We start from the raw sequence: 16,633 nt of genomic DNA, 5'->3' as shown, positions 1-16,633 counted from the left end.
GGATGACAAGGATTGTTTTTATGGGAACGCCGGATTTTTCGGTTCCTGTGCTGAACACGCTGATTAAGGACGGCTATGAAGTGGTGGGCGTCGTCACCCAGCCTGACCGTCCGAAAGGCAGAAAAAAAGTGATGACACCGCCGCCGGTTAAGGAAGAAGCGCTGCGCCACGGAATTCCCGTGCTTCAGCCTGAAAAAGTGAGGGAGGAACAGGAGACTGACAAGATCCTTGAGCTCAAGCCGGATTTAATCGTAACGGCGGCATTCGGGCAAATCCTGCCGAAAAAGCTGTTGGATTATCCGAAATACGGCTGCATCAACGTCCATGCTTCCCTTCTCCCTGAGCTGCGCGGAGGAGCGCCGATCCATTACGCGATCCTTGAAGGAAAGCAAAAGACAGGCGTGACGATCATGTACATGGTCGAAAAGCTCGATGCCGGAGATATGCTGGCTAAAGTCGAAGTTGACATCGAAGAACACGATAATGTCGGCACGCTCCACGACAAATTGAGCAAAGCGGGAGCCGCGCTTCTTTCTGAAACGGTGCCGAAAGTAATAGACGGCTCCGTGACGCCGGAGGAGCAGGATGAGGAAAAAGCGACATACGCTCCAAACATTAAGCGGGAACAAGAGCGGATCGACTGGTCACAGCCCGGCGAGGTTTTGTACAACCAGGTCCGCGGCTTAAACCCATGGCCTGTCGCATATACGACCCTCGGAGGACAAATCTTGAAAGTATGGGCGGCCGAAAAAGTTCCCGCAGAAAAACAGGCTGAGCCGGGAGAGATCATTGCTATTGAAAAAGACGGCATCGTTGTCGCCGCAGGAAACGGCACCGCACTTAAACTAACGGAAGTGCAGCCTGCCGGAAAAAAAAGAATGAAAGGCGAAGATTTCGTCAGGGGAGCGGGTCTTCAAGCCGGAATGAAATTAGGGTATAACGATGAAAAAAAGTAATGTCAGGGAAGTCGCGCTCGATACATTGATTAAGCTTGACCAAAATCAAGCGTACAGCAACCTTCTGCTGCAGTCGGTCATGAAAACGAACGATTTAAACGACAAAGACAGGGGTCTTTTAACTGAGCTCGTATACGGCACCCTTCAGAACAAGCTTGCCCTCGACTATATGCTGAAGCCGTTCATTAAAAAGCCGGAAAAAGTGAAGCCGTGGGTGATCCATCTGTTAAGAATGTCTCTGTATCAAATGGAGTATCTGGAGAAAATCCCGGATCGGGCCGCATTGTTTGAAGCGGTAGAAATCGCGAAAAAACGCGGGCATAAAGGAATTTCTTCATTTGTCAACGGGGTTTTGCGTTCCATCCAGAGGGAAGGCGTTCCTTCATTTGCTGAAATCGGCGATCCGGTTAAGCGCCTGGCGACCGAAACGAGCCATCCGGAATGGCTTGTCAAAGAATGGGCGGAAGCGTACGGATTTGAGGCGGCCGAACGCATTTGCCGCATTCATATGATACCGCCAAAGCAGACGATCCGCGTCAACAGGCTAAAAAACGACAGGGACACGATGCTCAAGCACCTGAGCGAAGCGGGAATCGAGGCCGAAAAAGGCGACCTCTCGCCGGACGCACTCAAACTGTTAAAAGGAACGATTGCCTCAACCCCATTTTTCAAGGAAGGCGATGTGACGATCCAGGATGAAAGCTCGATGCTCGTCGCGAGGGCCCTCGGTCCAAAACCGGGTGAAACAGTACTTGATGCGTGCGCGGCGCCTGGAGGGAAATCGACTCATATCGGCGAGCTCCTTGAAAACACCGGAAAGGTCGTTTCCCTCGACCTGCACAAGCATAAAGTGAAGCTCATCAGGGAAACAGCCGGCCGGCTCGGGCTTTCCAACATTGAAACGGCAGCAATGGATGCCAGAAAAGCGGCCGAAGCTTTTCAGCCGGAGCAATTTGACCGGATTCTCGTCGACGCGCCGTGCTCAGGGTTCGGCGTCATCCGCAGGAAGCCTGATCTCAAATACAGCAAAACACCGGAAGACAGCGCCCGCCTTGCCGGCATTCAACTCGCGATTTTAAACGAAATCGCGCCGCTTTTGAAAAAAGGCGGCACACTGGTCTACAGTACGTGTACAATAGACCGGACAGAAAACGAACAAGTCATGCATGCGTTTTTGGAAGAACACGATGAATTTGAGCTTGATCCGACGCTGAAGGACCGGCTGCCGGAAAAAGCCGCGCCTTATGTGAAGGACGGAAGCATCCAAATTCTTCCCCATTATTTCGGCACAGACGGCTTCTTTATTTGCAGCATGAGAAAGAGGGATCACAATGATTGAATCAAAACAAAAGGTAAGAAAAGAATTGCGGACTGAAAAACCGTCGATTTATTCATTTGAAATCGATGACATCAAAAGCTGGCTTGAGGAAAACGGCGAAAAGCCTTTCCGCGCCACGCAAATCTTTGAATGGCTATACAGCAAAAGAGTTTCATCATTTGACGAGATGACAAACCTTTCAAAAGAGCTTCGCAATAAGCTCAAAGAGCATTTTGTATTGACAACGCTCAAAACGGCCGTCAAGCAGACATCCCAGGACGGAACGATGAAATTCTTATTCGAACTTCATGACGGCTATACGATCGAAACCGTTTTAATGAGGCACGATTACGGCAATTCTGTTTGTGTCACTACACAGGTCGGCTGCCGCATCGGCTGTACGTTTTGCGCATCCACGCTCGGCGGGCTGAAGCGGAACCTTGAAGCCGGGGAAATCGTCGCACAGGTTGTCAAGGTGCAGCAGGCGCTCGATGAAACAGATGAGCGCGTCAGCTCCATCGTGATTATGGGAATCGGCGAACCGTTCGATAATTTCCAGGAAATGCTCGCCTTTTTAAAAATCGTCAACCATGATAAAGGACTGAACATCGGCGCCCGCCATATTACAGTGTCAACGAGCGGAATCATTCCGAAAATCTACGAGTTTGCAGATGAAAAACTGCAAATCAACTTTGCGATTTCTCTGCATGCGCCAAACACCGAGATCAGAAGCCGGCTGATGCCGATCAACAGGGCATACAAGCTGCCAGAGCTGATGAAAGCCGTTGATTACTATATCAAGAAAACCGGCAGAAGGATCACCTTTGAGTACGGGCTTTTCGGCGGTGTCAACGATCAGGTTGAACACGCGGAAGAACTCGCAGCGCTGTTAAAAGGAATCAAGTGTCACGTCAATTTAATTCCCGTCAATTATGTACCTGAACGAGACTATGTCAGAACACCTAGAGAGCAGATTTTCGCCTTTGAAAAGACATTAAAGTCTCATGGAGTCAATGTTACGATCAGAAGAGAGCAAGGCCATGATATTGACGCTGCCTGCGGACAGCTGCGTGCAAAGGAGCGTCAAGAAGAGACGAGGTGAATCAAGGTTGAAGACAGCCTTAAAAACAGACAGGGGAAAAATACGTCAGCACAATGAAGATGATGCCGGCATTTTTACAGGAAAAAAGGAGCGGGTTTTGGCCGTTGTCTGCGACGGCATGGGAGGCCATCTTGCGGGAGACGTCGCCAGCAGGATGGCGGTCTCTGCCCTAAAGGACGCCTGGGAGCAGGCGCAAGATATTCCGGATTCACCGGCTGATACCGAAGCTTGGCTAAAAGGACAGATTACCGCCGTCAACCAAAAGGTTTACGACCATTCGAGGGCGCACGAAGAATGCCATGGAATGGGGACGACGGTCGTCTGCGCCTTATATACGGGGAAAACGCTGACGGTAGCCCATATAGGAGACAGCCGCTGCTACCTCCTCCACAAAGACAGCTTCACACAGCTGACCGAAGACCATTCGCTTGTCAATGAACTTGTGCGGACGGGAGGGATTTCGAAAGAAGACGCCGAACATCACCCGCGGAAAAATGTGCTGACAAAAGCGCTCGGCACAGATCCCGAAGTGGAGGTGGAGGCCCATTCCTTTGAAATGGAACCCGGTGACAAGGTTCTGTTATGTTCCGACGGCCTGACGAACAAGGTCGATGATATGAAGCTGAAAGAAATGCTTCAATCTGCTTCTTCCTTGGAAGAAAAAGCGGAGCGGCTTGTTCAGGCGGCAAATGACAACGGCGGTGAAGACAACATTACCGTTGCGCTGTTGGAGCTTCCTTCTCAAACTGAAGAAGGTGAAGACAAGTGCTAATCGGCAAACGGATCAGCGGACGTTATCACATCCTGCGAGCCATTGGCGGAGGGGGGATGGCTAACGTTTATTTGGCAAATGACATCATACTCGACCGGGAAGTCGCGATTAAAGTGCTGCGGTTTGACTTCGTTCATGACGCTGATTTTATCAGGCGTTTCAGAAGGGAAGCCCAGGCCGCCGCAAGTCTCGACCATCCGAATATCGTCAGCATTTATGATGTCGGAGAAGAAGATGACATCTATTATATCGTGATGGAGTACGTAGAGGGGATGACCCTGAAAGAATACATAAACCAATCCGGCCCCCTTCATCCAAAAGAAGCGGTCCAGATCATGGAGCAAATCGTGTCGGCTATCGCACACGCCCACGATAACCGGATTGTCCACAGGGATATCAAGCCGCACAATATCCTGATCGACCATTTGGGACATATTAAAGTCACCGATTTCGGCATCGCCATGGCTTTAAGCTCTACGACCATCACACACACCAACTCGGTTTTGGGCTCGGTCCATTACCTTTCGCCTGAACAGGCAAGGGGGGGCCTGTCCACGAAAAAATCCGATATTTATTCACTCGGCATCGTGCTGTTTGAGCTGTTAACCGCACGGACGCCGTTTGAAGGGGAATCAGCGGTCAGCATCGCGCTCAAGCACCTGCAATCGGAAACGCCTTCAGTGAAAAGGTGGAATCCGGCCGTGCCGCAAAGTTTGGAAAACGTCGTTCTGAAGGCGACGGCCAAAGATCCGTTTCACCGCTACGAAACGGCCGAGGACATGGAAAGCGATTTGAGGACGGCTTTTGATCCGGACAGGATGAATGAAACGAAATTCTCCATCCCGCCGGACGATGAAATGACAAAAGCGGTCCCTGTCATCAAAGACGTGCCTGATGACGGAAGCCCGGGCCCTTCAAGCGGCCCGGACGAAGAGCCGGCTGCCCCGCACAAAAAAGCAAAGAAAAAAAGGAAGAAGTGGCCGCTCGTTGTATTCACGCTGTTTTTTATTTTGGTCACGTCCGTTATCTTGGCGGTGACGGTGTTTCCGTCGCTGTTCATACCAAAAGATGTAAAGGTTCCCAATGTGGCCGGCCTTGAGTATGAAGAAGCTGTCACCCTTCTAGAAAATGACGGATTTGAAGTTGATCCGAACGCCGAAGACATTGCCGACGAAAAAATCAAAGAAGGCCTGATCGTCAAATCAGATCCGGCAGCCGGCGATGTTGTCAAGGAAGGCGCGACGGTCAAGCTTTATAAAAGTTCGGGCAAGGAGAAAAAAGAGGTTGACGATGTTGTCGGCCAGAACATCGATACGGCGAAAAAACTGCTTGAACAAAAAGGCTTTAAACACGTTACAACAGAAGAGGTGTATGATGATGAGGAAGCGGGAACCGTCATCGGCCAGCAGCCGTCAGCGGGAACCGAAATCGTCCCCGGCGATGACGACGTCAAATTGACGGTCAGCCTGGGGCCTGAAAATATTACGCTCAGGGATTTGAAAACGTACAGCAAACAGGCGGCTTCCGGCTATTTGGAAGACCACCAGCTCGTCCTTGTTGAGAAGGAGGAACATTCCGACGATGTTCCGGAAGGCCAGGTCATAAAGCAAAAACCAGCGGCCGGGACGTCTGTCAAACCGGGATCAAAAGTCGAGGTCACGTTTTCGCTCGGACCTGAAAAAAAACCGGCCAAGACGGTGACGGAAAAGATCGACATCCCTTATGAGCCGGATACGCCGGGCGAAGAGCTCGACGTCCAGATCTCAATCGATGATGCCGAGCACAGCATCTCAGATTCGTATGAAAACTTTAAAATCACCGCCCCGGCCGAGCGGACGATCAAATTTAAAATTGAACCGGGCCAAAAAGGGTATTATCAAGTGACGGTCAACAATAAAGTGGTCAGGTCAAAAACGATCAAATATCCTGACGATGAATAAAGGAGGTGCAATATGCCCGAGGGCAAAATCATTAAAGCGTTAAGCGGCTTTTATTACGTATTGGATGGAGATCGGGTCATTCAATGCAGGGGGAGAGGGGTTTTCAGGAAAAATAAAGTCACCCCCCTTGTCGGCGACGATGTCGTATATCAAGCCGACAATGATAAGGAAGGCTACCTTCTTGAGATTAAACAAAGGGTCAACGAATTGGTGAGGCCTCCGATCAGCAATGTCGATCAGGCGGTTCTTGTGTTTTCGGCAAAGGAGCCGAATTTCAGCACGTCGCTTTTGGACCGTTTTTTAGTGCTCGTTGAGGCGAATGATATCAAGCCGATTATTTGCATTACGAAAATGGACCTGGCCGAGGGAGACTGGGAAGGCGAAATCAGGCGCTATGCCGAAGACTACCGGCAGATCGGCTATCACGTCTATTTGACGTCAACGAAAAACGGAGACGGCACGGAAAAGCTCATTCCGCATTTTCAAGACAGCATTACCGTGTTTGCCGGCCAGTCCGGCGTCGGGAAATCTTCGCTGTTAAATGCAATCAGCCCCGGCCTTGAATTGAAAACCGCACGTATCTCGGCTCATCTTGGCAGGGGAAAGCATACGACGCGCCACGTCGAGCTGATTCATGCGGGCGGCGGACTCATCGCGGATACGCCGGGCTTCAGCTCGCTTGAGTTCACGGGCATTGAAGCGGAAGATTTGGGCTATACATTTTTGGAGATCGCAGAAAAGAGCGCAGCGTGCAAATTCCGCGGATGCCTGCATGTAAAAGAGCCGAACTGCGCCGTGAAAAAAGCGGTGGAAAATGGAGAAATCGCTTCATACCGGTATGATCATTACGTTGAATTTTTATCAGAGATCAAAGACAGAAAGCCGAGGTATTAAAATATGGTATATGTTGCTCCATCGATTCTTTCAGCAGATTTTGCCCGATTGGGCGAAGAGATTAAAGATGTTGAACAAGGCGGTGCCGATTACATCCATATTGACGTGATGGACGGGCATTTTGTTCCCAACCTGACGATCGGACCGCTTGTCGTAGAAGCCGTCCGTCCGATTACGAAGCTGCCGCTCGACGTCCACTTGATGATTGAAGAGCCGGACCGCTATATTCCCGCGTTTGCAAAAGCGGGGGCGGACATTATTTCCGTCCATGCCGAAGCCTGTCCGCATCTTCACCGGACGATCCAGCTGATCAAGGAGCAGGGTGTGAAAGCGGGCGTCGTGTTAAACCCGCACACCCCTGTCCAGCAGATCGAACATGTGATAAAAGCCCTTGATCTCGTGTTATTGATGACGGTGAACCCCGGCTTTGGCGGGCAGTCGTTTATTTCTTCCGTCGTTCCGAAAATCAGGCAAGTCAAAGAGCTTGCAGATCAGAACGGGCTTTCCGATCTATTGATCGAAGTCGATGGAGGCGTCAATAAAGAGACGGCTGCACAGTGTACAGAAGCAGGCGCGAACCTGCTCGTTGCAGGCTCTGCGATATACAACGAGAAAGACCGCAAAAAAGCCATTGCAGACATTAGAGGAGCGCTTAGATAACACGTTTTAGCCAAAAAGAGAGCCGGCCTTCGAGAGCTGGGCTCTTTTTTAAAACGGCGTGAGAAAGGATACATCGATCATGAACATCAATCTTGTTGCCGGAGGACCCGAAAACCTCATCCCCGATTTGTCAGAGTACCGGGAAAAGGATACGCTTTGGATCGGCGTTGACAGGGGAGCGGTGACGCTTCTCGATTCAGGGATCGTTCCGGATGAAGCGTTCGGCGATTTTGACAGCATCACAACAGAGCAAAAAAAAGCGATTGAAAAAGCCGCCCCCGGCCTCCACATCTATCAAGCCGAGAAGGACAAGACAGATTTGGACCTCGCCCTCAGCTGGGCGGTCGAGCAGCGGCCCGCCACCCTCAGGATGTTCGGCATCTCAGGAGGCAGGGCAGACCATTTTCTCGGAAATCTGCAGCTTCTTTACCAGGCGCTCCAACATAATGTGAGCGCCGTGATGATCGACCGCCAAAATGCGATCAGCATGTTCTCCCCAGGCTCCTATACCGTCCTGCGCGACCCTGTGAAGCCGTATGTGTCATTCCTGCCGTTTACAGAAACGGTGAATAACCTTTCTCTCGAAGGATTTAAGTATTCTTTAAATAAGTGTCATATTGCACTTGGTTCGACACTATGTATTAGTAACGAACTCATCCGATCACAAGGTGCTTTTTCGTTTACTGAAGGCATATTAATAATGATAAGAAGCACTGATTAAAATATCGCGGCTCTTTCCGCTAGGCGGATGTTTAGGGATCCGGTGTCAGACATGCGGTTTACAGGGGCTCTTATAGGAGGGAACGGAATGAAATTTTACACCATTAAATTACCGAAGTTTCTGGGGGGAATCGTCCGGGCAATGCTGGGTTCGTTTCGCAAAGACTAGCAAGCGCCCCTTCTTCCCCGGACGAAAAAGAACGAAAAAAACGCCTGCCCTAAAACACAGTCGCTTTGGGCAGGCGTTTATTTTTTCTTATACACGCTCAACTTTTCCAGATTTCAAAGCTCGAGCAGATACATATACTTTTTTAGGCTTGCCGTTCACAAGGATGCGCACTTTTTGAACGTTTGCGCCCCATGTGCGTTTAGAAGCGTTCATCGCGTGAGAACGAGAATTGCCAGAACGTGATTTTCTGCCTGTAATAACGCATTTACGTGCCATTCGTTTCCCTCCTAACTCTAAAAACAAACATCATTATTCATTATCATTTGATCGTTTGTGATGCTTCACATACTTTAATAATTTACCACAGCTGAAAACCGTTTGCAACTATTGATTATTCTCCTTTCAAGAATAATTCCTTGACATCTTGAAAAAATAACCCCGCTGTAGTATAAGTAGGGTTGGGTCCAGAGGGAAGCTTGCCTGTTCTTTTAAAAAGAAGATCCTTATAGTAGAATGATGATAACTCGGTCATAGAGACTCAAAAAGGAGGAACCGACGTGTCCATCGAATTTCGAACAAAATACGGACAGATTGATATATCGAACGAAGTCATCGCCATGGTTGCCGGAGGGGCGGCGATTGACTGCTACGGGATCGTAGGTATGGCATCCAAGAACCAAATTAAAGACGGGCTGACTGAAATCCTCAGAAAAGAGAATTTCAGCCGCGGCGTGATTGTCCGTCAGGAAGAAGAGCGCATTCACATTGACATGTACATCATTGTCAGCTACGGAACAAAAATTTCAGAAGTGGCACACAATGTTCAAACAAAAGTCAAATACACGCTGGATCATACAATAGGTCTTGCAGTTGATTCCGTAAACATTTACGTACAAGGAGTACGAGTGACGAACCCGTAGTTAGGAGGAAAACAAGAGTGTCTATACGAAACCTGGATGGGAAAGCCTTTGCAGAAATGATTCTGTACGGTGCGCACCATCTGTCTCAAAACGCAAACGTGGTTGATGCGTTAAACGTTTTTCCCGTGCCGGACGGTGATACAGGAACGAACATGAATTTATCGATGACATCCGGTGCAAAAGAAGTGGAGCAAATCGATACGGCGAATATCGGCAAAGTGGCGGCAAGCCTTTCAAAAGGGCTCCTCATGGGAGCCAGGGGAAACTCCGGCGTCATTTTATCGCAGCTGTTCAGGGGCTTTGGAAAGTCGATCGAACAGAAAAGCGAAATTGACGCTAAGGAATTTGCGGCCGCGTTTCAGGCCGGGGTCGACACCGCCTATAAAGCGGTCATGAAACCGGTGGAGGGCACGATATTGACGGTTGCGAAAGACGCGGCCAGAAAAGCAGTTCACACCGCGCGAACTGAAACCGATATCATTGCCGTCATGGAGGCCGTTGTCAAGGAAGCGTCTGCTTCATTGGAGCGGACCCCTGAGCTCTTGCCGGTATTAAAAGAAGTCGGCGTCGTCGACAGCGGAGGAAAAGGACTCTTGTACGTATATGAGGGATTCCTTGCTTCTTTAAAAGGAGAAAAGCTGTCGGATAAGGCCGCCGCGCTTCCGTCATTGGATGATCTCGTCAGCGCGGAGCATCATAAAAGCGCACAAAGCCATATGAACACTGAAGACATCGAATTCGGCTATTGCACGGAATTCATGGTGAAGCTTGACAAGGAGAAAGACAGCTTTCAAGAAGACGCGTTCCGCCGGGATTTAAGCCGATTCGGCGATTCGCTGCTCGTCGTCTCTGACGAGAACCTTGCAAAAGTGCACATCCATGCCGAATTTCCGGGTGAAGTCCTGACATATGCGCAAAAGTACGGCAGCTTGATCAATATGAAGATTGAAAATATGAGAGAGCAGCACAGCGCGATTGTCGGCCAAACGAAGGAGGATGCTGCCGTTAAGGCTCCAGCCGAAAAACAGCCGTACGGCGTTGTCACCGTAGCGATGGGTGAAGGGGTTGCCGAGCTCCTCAAAAGCATCGGCGCGACGGTTGTGATCGAAGGCGGCCAGACGATGAATCCGAGCACGGAAGACATCGTCCAGGCGGTAAAGGATGCCAACGCGGACACAGTCGTGATCCTGCCGAATAACTCCAACATCGTCATGGCGGCCAACCAGGCGGCAGATGTCGCTGATCAAAACGTGATCGTCGTCCCGACAAAGACCGTTCCCCAAGGAATGGCCGCGCTTCTTTCATTCAACCCTGCCGCAAGCGCAGAAGAAAACGAAGAGAACATGCTTGAAGCGATTACCCATGTCAAAAGCGGACAGATCACATATGCTGTCAGAGATACGAACATTGACGGCATCGACATTAAAAAAGGCGACTTCATGGGCATCCTCGATGGAAAAATCGTTGAAACCGCGGCAGAGCAATTGACGGCAGCCAAAAAGCTGATCGCCGAAATGATCGATGAAGACAGCGAAATCGTGACGATCATAAAAGGCGAAGACGCTTCCGAAGAAGAAGCGGAAGAGCTCGCCAAGTATGTCAGCGAAACATTCGAAGATGTTGAAGTCGAAATTCATGACGGCAAACAGCCGCTGTATTCTTACATTTTGGCTGTGGAATAAGCATTGACGGCAGAAGGGCGTTATAAAAAAGCCCTTCTCTTCTTTTGGCTTTTTTTAAAGCGTGCTCGCGAGCTCCTCGCGGCTGTCTGCTTGCCAATCGACCTTAGATCGATTAGTCTAAAAAAAACGGCTGTTTTCCGGTATTCACAGTGAAATCTGTGAACGCATGAAAGGGGGATATACATGAAATACAGAAGTGTGTTTGATATTATCGGGCCGGTCATGATCGGACCGTCAAGTTCTCATACTGCAGGCGCCGCCAGAATCGGCAGGGTCGCCAGAAGCGTGTTTGGACGGGAACCGAAACGCATCATCGTTTCTTTATACGGCTCTTTTGCCGAAACCTATAAAGGGCACGGGACGGATGTGGCGATCATCGGCGGTCTTTTAGACTTTGATACATTTGACGAAAGAATTAAAGAATCCATCCGCATCGCGGAAGAAAAGGGAATCGAAATCGAGTTCCGCGAAGAAGACGCGGTGCCGAAACACCCGAATACAGCCCGCCTTCTCATCTCTGATGAAGAAGGATCCCTTGAACTTGTGGGCATTTCGATCGGCGGAGGAAAAATCGAAATTATAGAGCTTAACGGCTTTGAACTCAGATTGTCGGGTAATCACCCCGCTATTTTAGTCGTCCATAATGACCGGTACGGAACCATTGCAGGCGTTGCAAACGTACTGGCAAAATTCGCGATTAACATCGGCCATATGGAAGTGGCCCGCAAAGACGTCGGACAGGAAGCGCTCATGACAATCGAGGTCGATCAGGCGATCGATCCGGCCGTATTTGACGAACTGCGGACGCTGCCGAATATCATCGAAGTGACGCAGATCGCCGACTAAAGGACAAAGAGAGGGAGTTTATATGTTTCGAAACGTAAAAGAATTGATTCAGCTGACGAAAGAGAAAAACGTCTCCATCTCAGAAATCATGATCACCCAGGAAATCGAGGTGTCAGGCCGGACGAGAGAAGAGATTTTCGAGCAGATGGAGGCCAATTTAGAAGTGATGGAAGCGGCCGTGGAAAAAGGCATCAGCGGCGTTCAGTCACACTCGGGATTAACCGGCGGCGACGCCGTCAAGCTGCAGGCTTATCTCAAATCGGGAAAAGGTCTGTCAGGAGACGTGATTTTGGACGCCGTCAGCAAAGCGGTTGCGACAAATGAAGTCAACGCTGCAATGGGGACGATCTGCGCGACACCAACGGCAGGATCGGCAGGCGTCGTGCCCGGCACGCTGTTTGCCGTCAAAGACAAACTCAATCCGACAAAAGAGCAGATGGTCCGCTTTTTATTCACCTCAGGCGCGTTCGGATTTGTCGTCGCCAACAATGCGAGTATCTCCGGAGCGGCCGGCGGATGTCAGGCTGAAGTCGGATCCGCCTCCGGAATGGCTGCGGCGGCCATCGTCGAAATGGCGGGTGGAACGCCTGAACAGTGCGCAGAAGCGATGGCGATCGCCTTGAAAAACGTGCTCGGTCTTGTGTGTGATCCCGTCGCAGGGCTTGTCGAAGTTCCTTGTGTGAAGCGCAATGCGATGGGAGCGGCAAATGCGATGGTTGCGGCAGATATGGCGCTCGCCGGTATTACGAGCCGGATTCCGTGCGATGAAGTCATTGATGCGATGTACAAAATCGGGCAAACGATGCCGACGGCTTTAAGAGAAACAGGCCGCGGCGGTCTTGCCGCAACCCCGACAGGCAAAGAATTGGAGAAAAAAATATTCGGAGGGGCGTCAACTGCACGTGAAGAACAATCTGCAAAATAGCGTATCTGTTGTAAAAGGAATCGGGGCGGAAACGGAAAAGACGCTGAACGAGCTCGGCATCTACGACGTTTCCGATCTTTTGAACTACTTCCCGTACCGGTATGACGATTATGAATTGCGCGATTTGGAAGAAGTGGCACACGAGGAGAGAGTGACGGTCGAAGGGAAGGTTCACAGTGAGCCTTCTCTTACCTATTACGGGAAAAAACGGAGCCGGCTCACGTTTCGGCTTTTGGTCGGAAACTACCTGATCACGGCGATTTGCTTTAACCGGCCGTATTTGAAAAAGAAGCTGGCCATCGGGTCGGTTGTCACCGTTTCAGGAAAATGGGACAAGCACAGGCAGTCGGTGATGGTCCAGGAATTGAAAAACGGACCCCATAAGGAAGATCAAACGATAGAACCCGTCTATTCGGTAAAAGAAAACATCACGGTAAAGACGATGCGGAAGCTGATTCAGGAAGCCGTTCGCACCCATCTGCAATACGCCGTGGATCCCCTTCCGGAAAAGCTGCGGCTCGCCTACAAACTTCCTTCTTACCGGGATGCGGTAAAAGCGATCCACAAACCGGAGACGAGGGACGCGTTAAAACAGGCGCGCCGCCGCTTTGTCTATGAAGAATTTTTATTGTTTCAGCTCAAAATGCAGGCGCTGCGGAAATTTGAGCGGGAAGAGTCCCGCGGGATCAGGCACGCCTTTAAACGCGAAGACGTCGACGAGTTTGTCAAAAGCCTTCCGTTTACGCTGACAAACGCCCAGGCGAAAGCCCTCGGCGACATCTTAAACGATATGGCTTCCGAATACAAAATGAACCGGCTGCTGCAGGGCGATGTCGGCTCGGGCAAAACCGCAGTCGCCGCCATCGCCTTGTACGCTTCGATTTTATCCGGCTGTCAGGGCGCGCTGATGGTTCCGACCGAAATACTGGCCGAACAGCACGCAGACTCATTGGTTTCCCTGTTTAAAAACATGGATGTCAATGTCGCGCTTTTGACAAGCTCTGTAAAAGGCAAAAGAAGGCGGGAGCTTTTGGAAAGGCTGCAAGAAGGCGAAATTGATATTTTAGTAGGAACACACGCCCTCATCCAGGACGATGTGCATTTTCGGCAGCTCGGCCTTGTCATTACCGACGAACAGCACCGGTTTGGCGTCGAGCAGAGAAAAAAATTGCGAAGCAAAGGAAAGGACCCCGACGTCCTGTTCATGACGGCGACGCCGATTCCGAGAACGCTCGCGATCACGGTATTTGGCGAAATGGATGTCTCCATCATTGACGAAATGCCGGCGGGACGCAAGCGGATTGAGACGTACTGGGTGAAGCACGACATGCTTGAACGGATTCTTGCCTTTATTGAAAAAGAACTGAAAAAAGGCAGGCAGGCTTACGTCATCTGCCCGCTGATCGAAGAGTCGGACAAGCTTGATGTGCAAAATGCGATCGATGTGCACAGCATGCTGACCCACGCTTTTCAAGGAAGATGGCGGATCGGGCTGATGCACGGAAAACTGTCCAACGATGAAAAAGAACAAGTGATGAGACAGTTCAGCAGCAATGAATGCCAGATTCTCGTCTCGACGACCGTTGTGGAAGTCGGCGTAAACGTGCCGAACGCGACCGTCATGCTGATCTATGATGCCGACCGGTTCGGACTCTCGCAGCTTCACCAGCTTCGCGGCCGCGTCGGCCGCGGCGACCATCAGTCGTACTGCATCCTGATGGCTGATCCGAAATCTGATACGGGCAAGGAACGGATGGCGATCATGTCCGAAACGACCGACGGCTTTGAACTTTCTGAAAAGGACCTCGAACTAAGGGGGCCGGGCGATTTCTTCGGCAAAAAGCAAAGCGGGATGCCGGAGTTTAAAGTCGCTGACATGGTCCATGACTACCGCGCGCTTGAGACGGCCAGGAAAGACGCGGCAGAGCTCGTCTCCTCGCAAGCGTTCTGGACGGATTCCGAATATGCCCCGTTAAGGGAGCATTTGCAAAAAAGCGGAATCATAGGCGGGGAAAAACTAAGCTGACTCAGAAATTTTAACCGTGAACAGGAGAAAGAAAGATTGCATTCCAATCTATGAAATTATATACTACTATTAGTACCTAGTCACAATTGCGCGGATGGTGTTTATAAATATGAGAAAAAGCAAAAGGGAACGCCAAGAATTGCTGCAGCAGACGATTAAAATGACCCCGTTCATTACAGACGAAGAGTTGGCGGAGAAATTTAAAGTCAGCATTCAGACGATTCGTTTAGACCGTTTGGAACTTTCGATACCCGAGCTTCGGGAAAGAATCAAAAGTGTTGCCGAAAAATCGCTCGAAGACGAAGTGAAGTCGCTGTCGCTTGATGAAGTCATCGGAGAAATCATCGACCTTGAGCTTGATGAACATGCGATTTCGATTCTTGAGATCCGAAGGGAACACGTGTTCAGCCGCAACCAAATCGCCAGGGGACACCACTTGTTCGCCCAGGCCAACTCGCTTGCCGTCGCCCTCATCGATGATGAGCTCGCGCTGACCGCCAAAGCGGACATCCGCTTTACAAGGCAGGTCAAACAAGGCGAGCGGGTTGTGGCAAAAGCGAAAGTCGTAAAGCTTGATAAAGATAAAGGCAGAACGGTTGTCGAAGTGAACAGCTTTGTTGCCGAAGAGCCTGTGTTTTCAGGCGTTTTTGTCATGTATCGTTCAAAACAATCATAGAAGGTGGCGCATTTGTCATGAGAATTGCAGTAGATGCTATGGGAGGCGACAATGCTCCTAAAGCTGTAATCGACGGAGTGATGAAGGCTGTCAAGGATTTTCAGGACCTTGAGATCACACTCATCGGAGACCGGGAAAAAATAGCCGGCCATTTAACAGAACACGGGCGGATCACCGTCAAACATGCAGAAGAAGTCATTGAAGCGACAGACGAACCTGTCCGGGCTGTCAGAAGAAAGAAAAACTCTTCGATGGTCCTCATGGCGCAGGAAGTTGCAGAAGGCAGAGCCGACGCTTGTATTTCGGCCGGAAACACGGGCGCTTTAATGACAGCCGGACTTTTTATCGTCGGCAGAATCGAAGGAATCGAAAGGCCGGCACTGGCGCCGACGCTGCCGACGGTGGCGGGGGACGGCTTTCTCCTGTTGGACGTCGGTGCGAACGTAGATGCGAAACCTGAGCATCTCGTCCAATACGCAATCATGGGTTCCGTATACGGCGAACAGGTTCTCGGCGTGAAAAACCCGAGAATCGGGCTTTTAAACGTCGGAACGGAAGACAAAAAAGGAAATGAACTTGCAAAACAGACCTTTCAAAAGCTGAAGGAGACGGACTTGAACTTCATCGGCAATGTGGAAGCGCGCGACATGCTGGACGGAGTCGCAGATGTCATCGTAACGGACGGCTTTACCGGAAACGTTGCCTTGAAGACGGTTGAGGGTGCGGCTTTGTCGATCTTTAAAATGCTGAAAAGCACGCTGACATCCAGCTTTACCGCCAAATTGGCGGCGTCCGCGCTGAAACCGAAGCTGAAAGAAATGAAAACGAAAATGGACTACTCCGAATATGGCGGAGCAGGGCTTTTCGGTTTGAAGGCGCCGGTCATCAAAGCGCACGGTTCGTCTGACGGGCGCGCCGTTTACCATGCGATCCGCCAGGCGAGAGAGATGGTCAGCCAAAATGTCGCGGCATTTATTGAAGATAAAATACAACAAAAAGCAGATGAATAGTCTGGAGGTTTTACAAC

General features: G+C 50.4%; 17 protein-coding genes. 16 read left to right on the top strand and 1 reads right to left on the bottom strand.

Annotation, left to right across the window (positions count from 1 at the left end; genetic code table 11):
• Positions 1-2 precede the first annotated feature (2 nt).
• The 9 genes from fmt (at position 3) to spoVM (ending at position 8,531) form a co-directional block, all read left to right on the top strand.
• Positions 3-956, top strand: coding sequence for a methionyl-tRNA formyltransferase (gene fmt, locus NSQ39_RS11095; RefSeq protein WP_046129006.1), 954 nt, complete (start codon positions 3-5; stop codon positions 954-956).
• Positions 943-2,295, top strand: a complete 1,353-nt coding sequence (rsmB, locus tag NSQ39_RS11090; RefSeq protein ID WP_216898987.1) for a 16S rRNA (cytosine(967)-C(5))-methyltransferase RsmB — start codon at positions 943-945, stop codon at positions 2,293-2,295. Before fmt ends, rsmB begins: the two co-directional genes overlap by 14 nt.
• Positions 2,288-3,376: a 23S rRNA (adenine(2503)-C(2))-methyltransferase RlmN gene (rlmN, locus tag NSQ39_RS11085; RefSeq protein ID WP_046129004.1), complete on the top strand. Its 1,089-nt coding sequence runs from the start codon at positions 2,288-2,290 to the stop codon at positions 3,374-3,376. Before rsmB ends, rlmN begins: the two co-directional genes overlap by 8 nt.
• A 7-nt stretch (positions 3,377-3,383) precedes the next feature.
• Entirely contained in the window at positions 3,384-4,148 is a 765-nt protein-coding gene (locus NSQ39_RS11080; RefSeq protein ID WP_341014881.1) for a Stp1/IreP family PP2C-type Ser/Thr phosphatase, read from the top strand.
• Complete coding sequence (gene pknB, locus NSQ39_RS11075) at positions 4,142-6,088, top strand: Stk1 family PASTA domain-containing Ser/Thr kinase (RefSeq protein WP_216898989.1); 1,947 nt, start codon at positions 4,142-4,144, stop codon at positions 6,086-6,088. The genes NSQ39_RS11080 and pknB overlap by 7 nt, the downstream gene beginning before the upstream one ends.
• 12 nt (positions 6,089-6,100) lie before the next feature.
• The gene (gene rsgA, locus NSQ39_RS11070) at positions 6,101-6,982 is read left to right on the top strand and encodes a ribosome small subunit-dependent GTPase A (RefSeq protein WP_046129001.1); all 882 of its coding nucleotides are present in this window, start codon (positions 6,101-6,103) and stop codon (positions 6,980-6,982) included.
• A 3-nt stretch (positions 6,983-6,985) separates the two neighbouring features.
• Positions 6,986-7,642 (top strand): ribulose-phosphate 3-epimerase, encoded by a 657-nt coding sequence (gene rpe / locus NSQ39_RS11065; RefSeq protein ID WP_335498666.1) that lies wholly within the window; start codon positions 6,986-6,988, stop codon positions 7,640-7,642.
• 76 nt (positions 7,643-7,718) lie between these two features.
• Entirely contained in the window at positions 7,719-8,363 is a 645-nt protein-coding gene (locus tag NSQ39_RS11060; protein WP_335498685.1) for a thiamine diphosphokinase, read from the top strand.
• Positions 8,364-8,450: 87 nt separating this feature from the next.
• Positions 8,451-8,531, top strand: coding sequence for a stage V sporulation protein SpoVM (spoVM, locus tag NSQ39_RS11055; protein WP_003221545.1), 81 nt, complete (start codon positions 8,451-8,453; stop codon positions 8,529-8,531).
• 87 nt (positions 8,532-8,618) lie between these two features.
• Here spoVM and rpmB read toward each other — a convergent pair whose 3' ends face one another.
• Positions 8,619-8,807, bottom strand: a complete 189-nt coding sequence (gene rpmB / locus NSQ39_RS11050; protein ID WP_003181685.1) for a 50S ribosomal protein L28 — start codon at positions 8,805-8,807, stop codon at positions 8,619-8,621.
• A gap of 281 nt (positions 8,808-9,088) precedes the next feature.
• Here rpmB and NSQ39_RS11045 point away from each other — a divergent pair, with 281 nt between their 5' ends.
• The 7 genes from NSQ39_RS11045 (at position 9,089) to plsX (ending at position 16,616) form a co-directional block, all read left to right on the top strand.
• Complete coding sequence (locus tag NSQ39_RS11045; RefSeq protein ID WP_335498670.1) at positions 9,089-9,451, top strand: Asp23/Gls24 family envelope stress response protein; 363 nt, start codon at positions 9,089-9,091, stop codon at positions 9,449-9,451.
• A 17-nt stretch (positions 9,452-9,468) separates the two neighbouring features.
• Positions 9,469-11,133: a DAK2 domain-containing protein gene (locus NSQ39_RS11040; RefSeq protein ID WP_175076203.1), complete on the top strand. Its 1,665-nt coding sequence runs from the start codon at positions 9,469-9,471 to the stop codon at positions 11,131-11,133.
• Positions 11,134-11,316: 183 nt separating this feature from the next.
• Positions 11,317-11,979 carry an L-serine ammonia-lyase, iron-sulfur-dependent subunit beta gene (gene sdaAB / locus NSQ39_RS11035; protein WP_046128996.1) on the top strand — a complete coding sequence of 221 codons (663 nt, stop codon included), beginning with the start codon at positions 11,317-11,319 and terminating at the stop codon, positions 11,977-11,979.
• Positions 11,980-12,001: 22 nt separating this feature from the next.
• Positions 12,002-12,904 carry an L-serine ammonia-lyase, iron-sulfur-dependent, subunit alpha gene (sdaAA, locus tag NSQ39_RS11030; protein WP_046128995.1) on the top strand — a complete coding sequence of 301 codons (903 nt, stop codon included), beginning with the start codon at positions 12,002-12,004 and terminating at the stop codon, positions 12,902-12,904.
• Positions 12,882-14,930: an ATP-dependent DNA helicase RecG gene (gene recG / locus NSQ39_RS11025; RefSeq protein ID WP_335498675.1), complete on the top strand. Its 2,049-nt coding sequence runs from the start codon at positions 12,882-12,884 to the stop codon at positions 14,928-14,930. Before sdaAA ends, recG begins: the two co-directional genes overlap by 23 nt.
• Before the next feature lie 109 nt (positions 14,931-15,039).
• Positions 15,040-15,606 (top strand): transcription factor FapR, encoded by a 567-nt coding sequence (gene fapR / locus NSQ39_RS11020; protein ID WP_046128993.1) that lies wholly within the window; start codon positions 15,040-15,042, stop codon positions 15,604-15,606.
• A gap of 17 nt (positions 15,607-15,623) precedes the next feature.
• The gene (gene plsX, locus NSQ39_RS11015) at positions 15,624-16,616 is read left to right on the top strand and encodes a phosphate acyltransferase PlsX (RefSeq protein ID WP_175076204.1); all 993 of its coding nucleotides are present in this window, start codon (positions 15,624-15,626) and stop codon (positions 16,614-16,616) included.
• Positions 16,617-16,633: the final 17 nt, after the last annotated feature.

The organism is Bacillus sp. FSL W8-0848, assembly GCF_038007805.1.
GTDB classification, from domain to species: Bacteria; Bacillota; Bacilli; order Bacillales; family Bacillaceae; genus Bacillus; species Bacillus glycinifermentans.
Note: the sequence above shows the minus strand (reverse complement) of the source record. Positions and strands in the feature narration are given on the sequence as shown.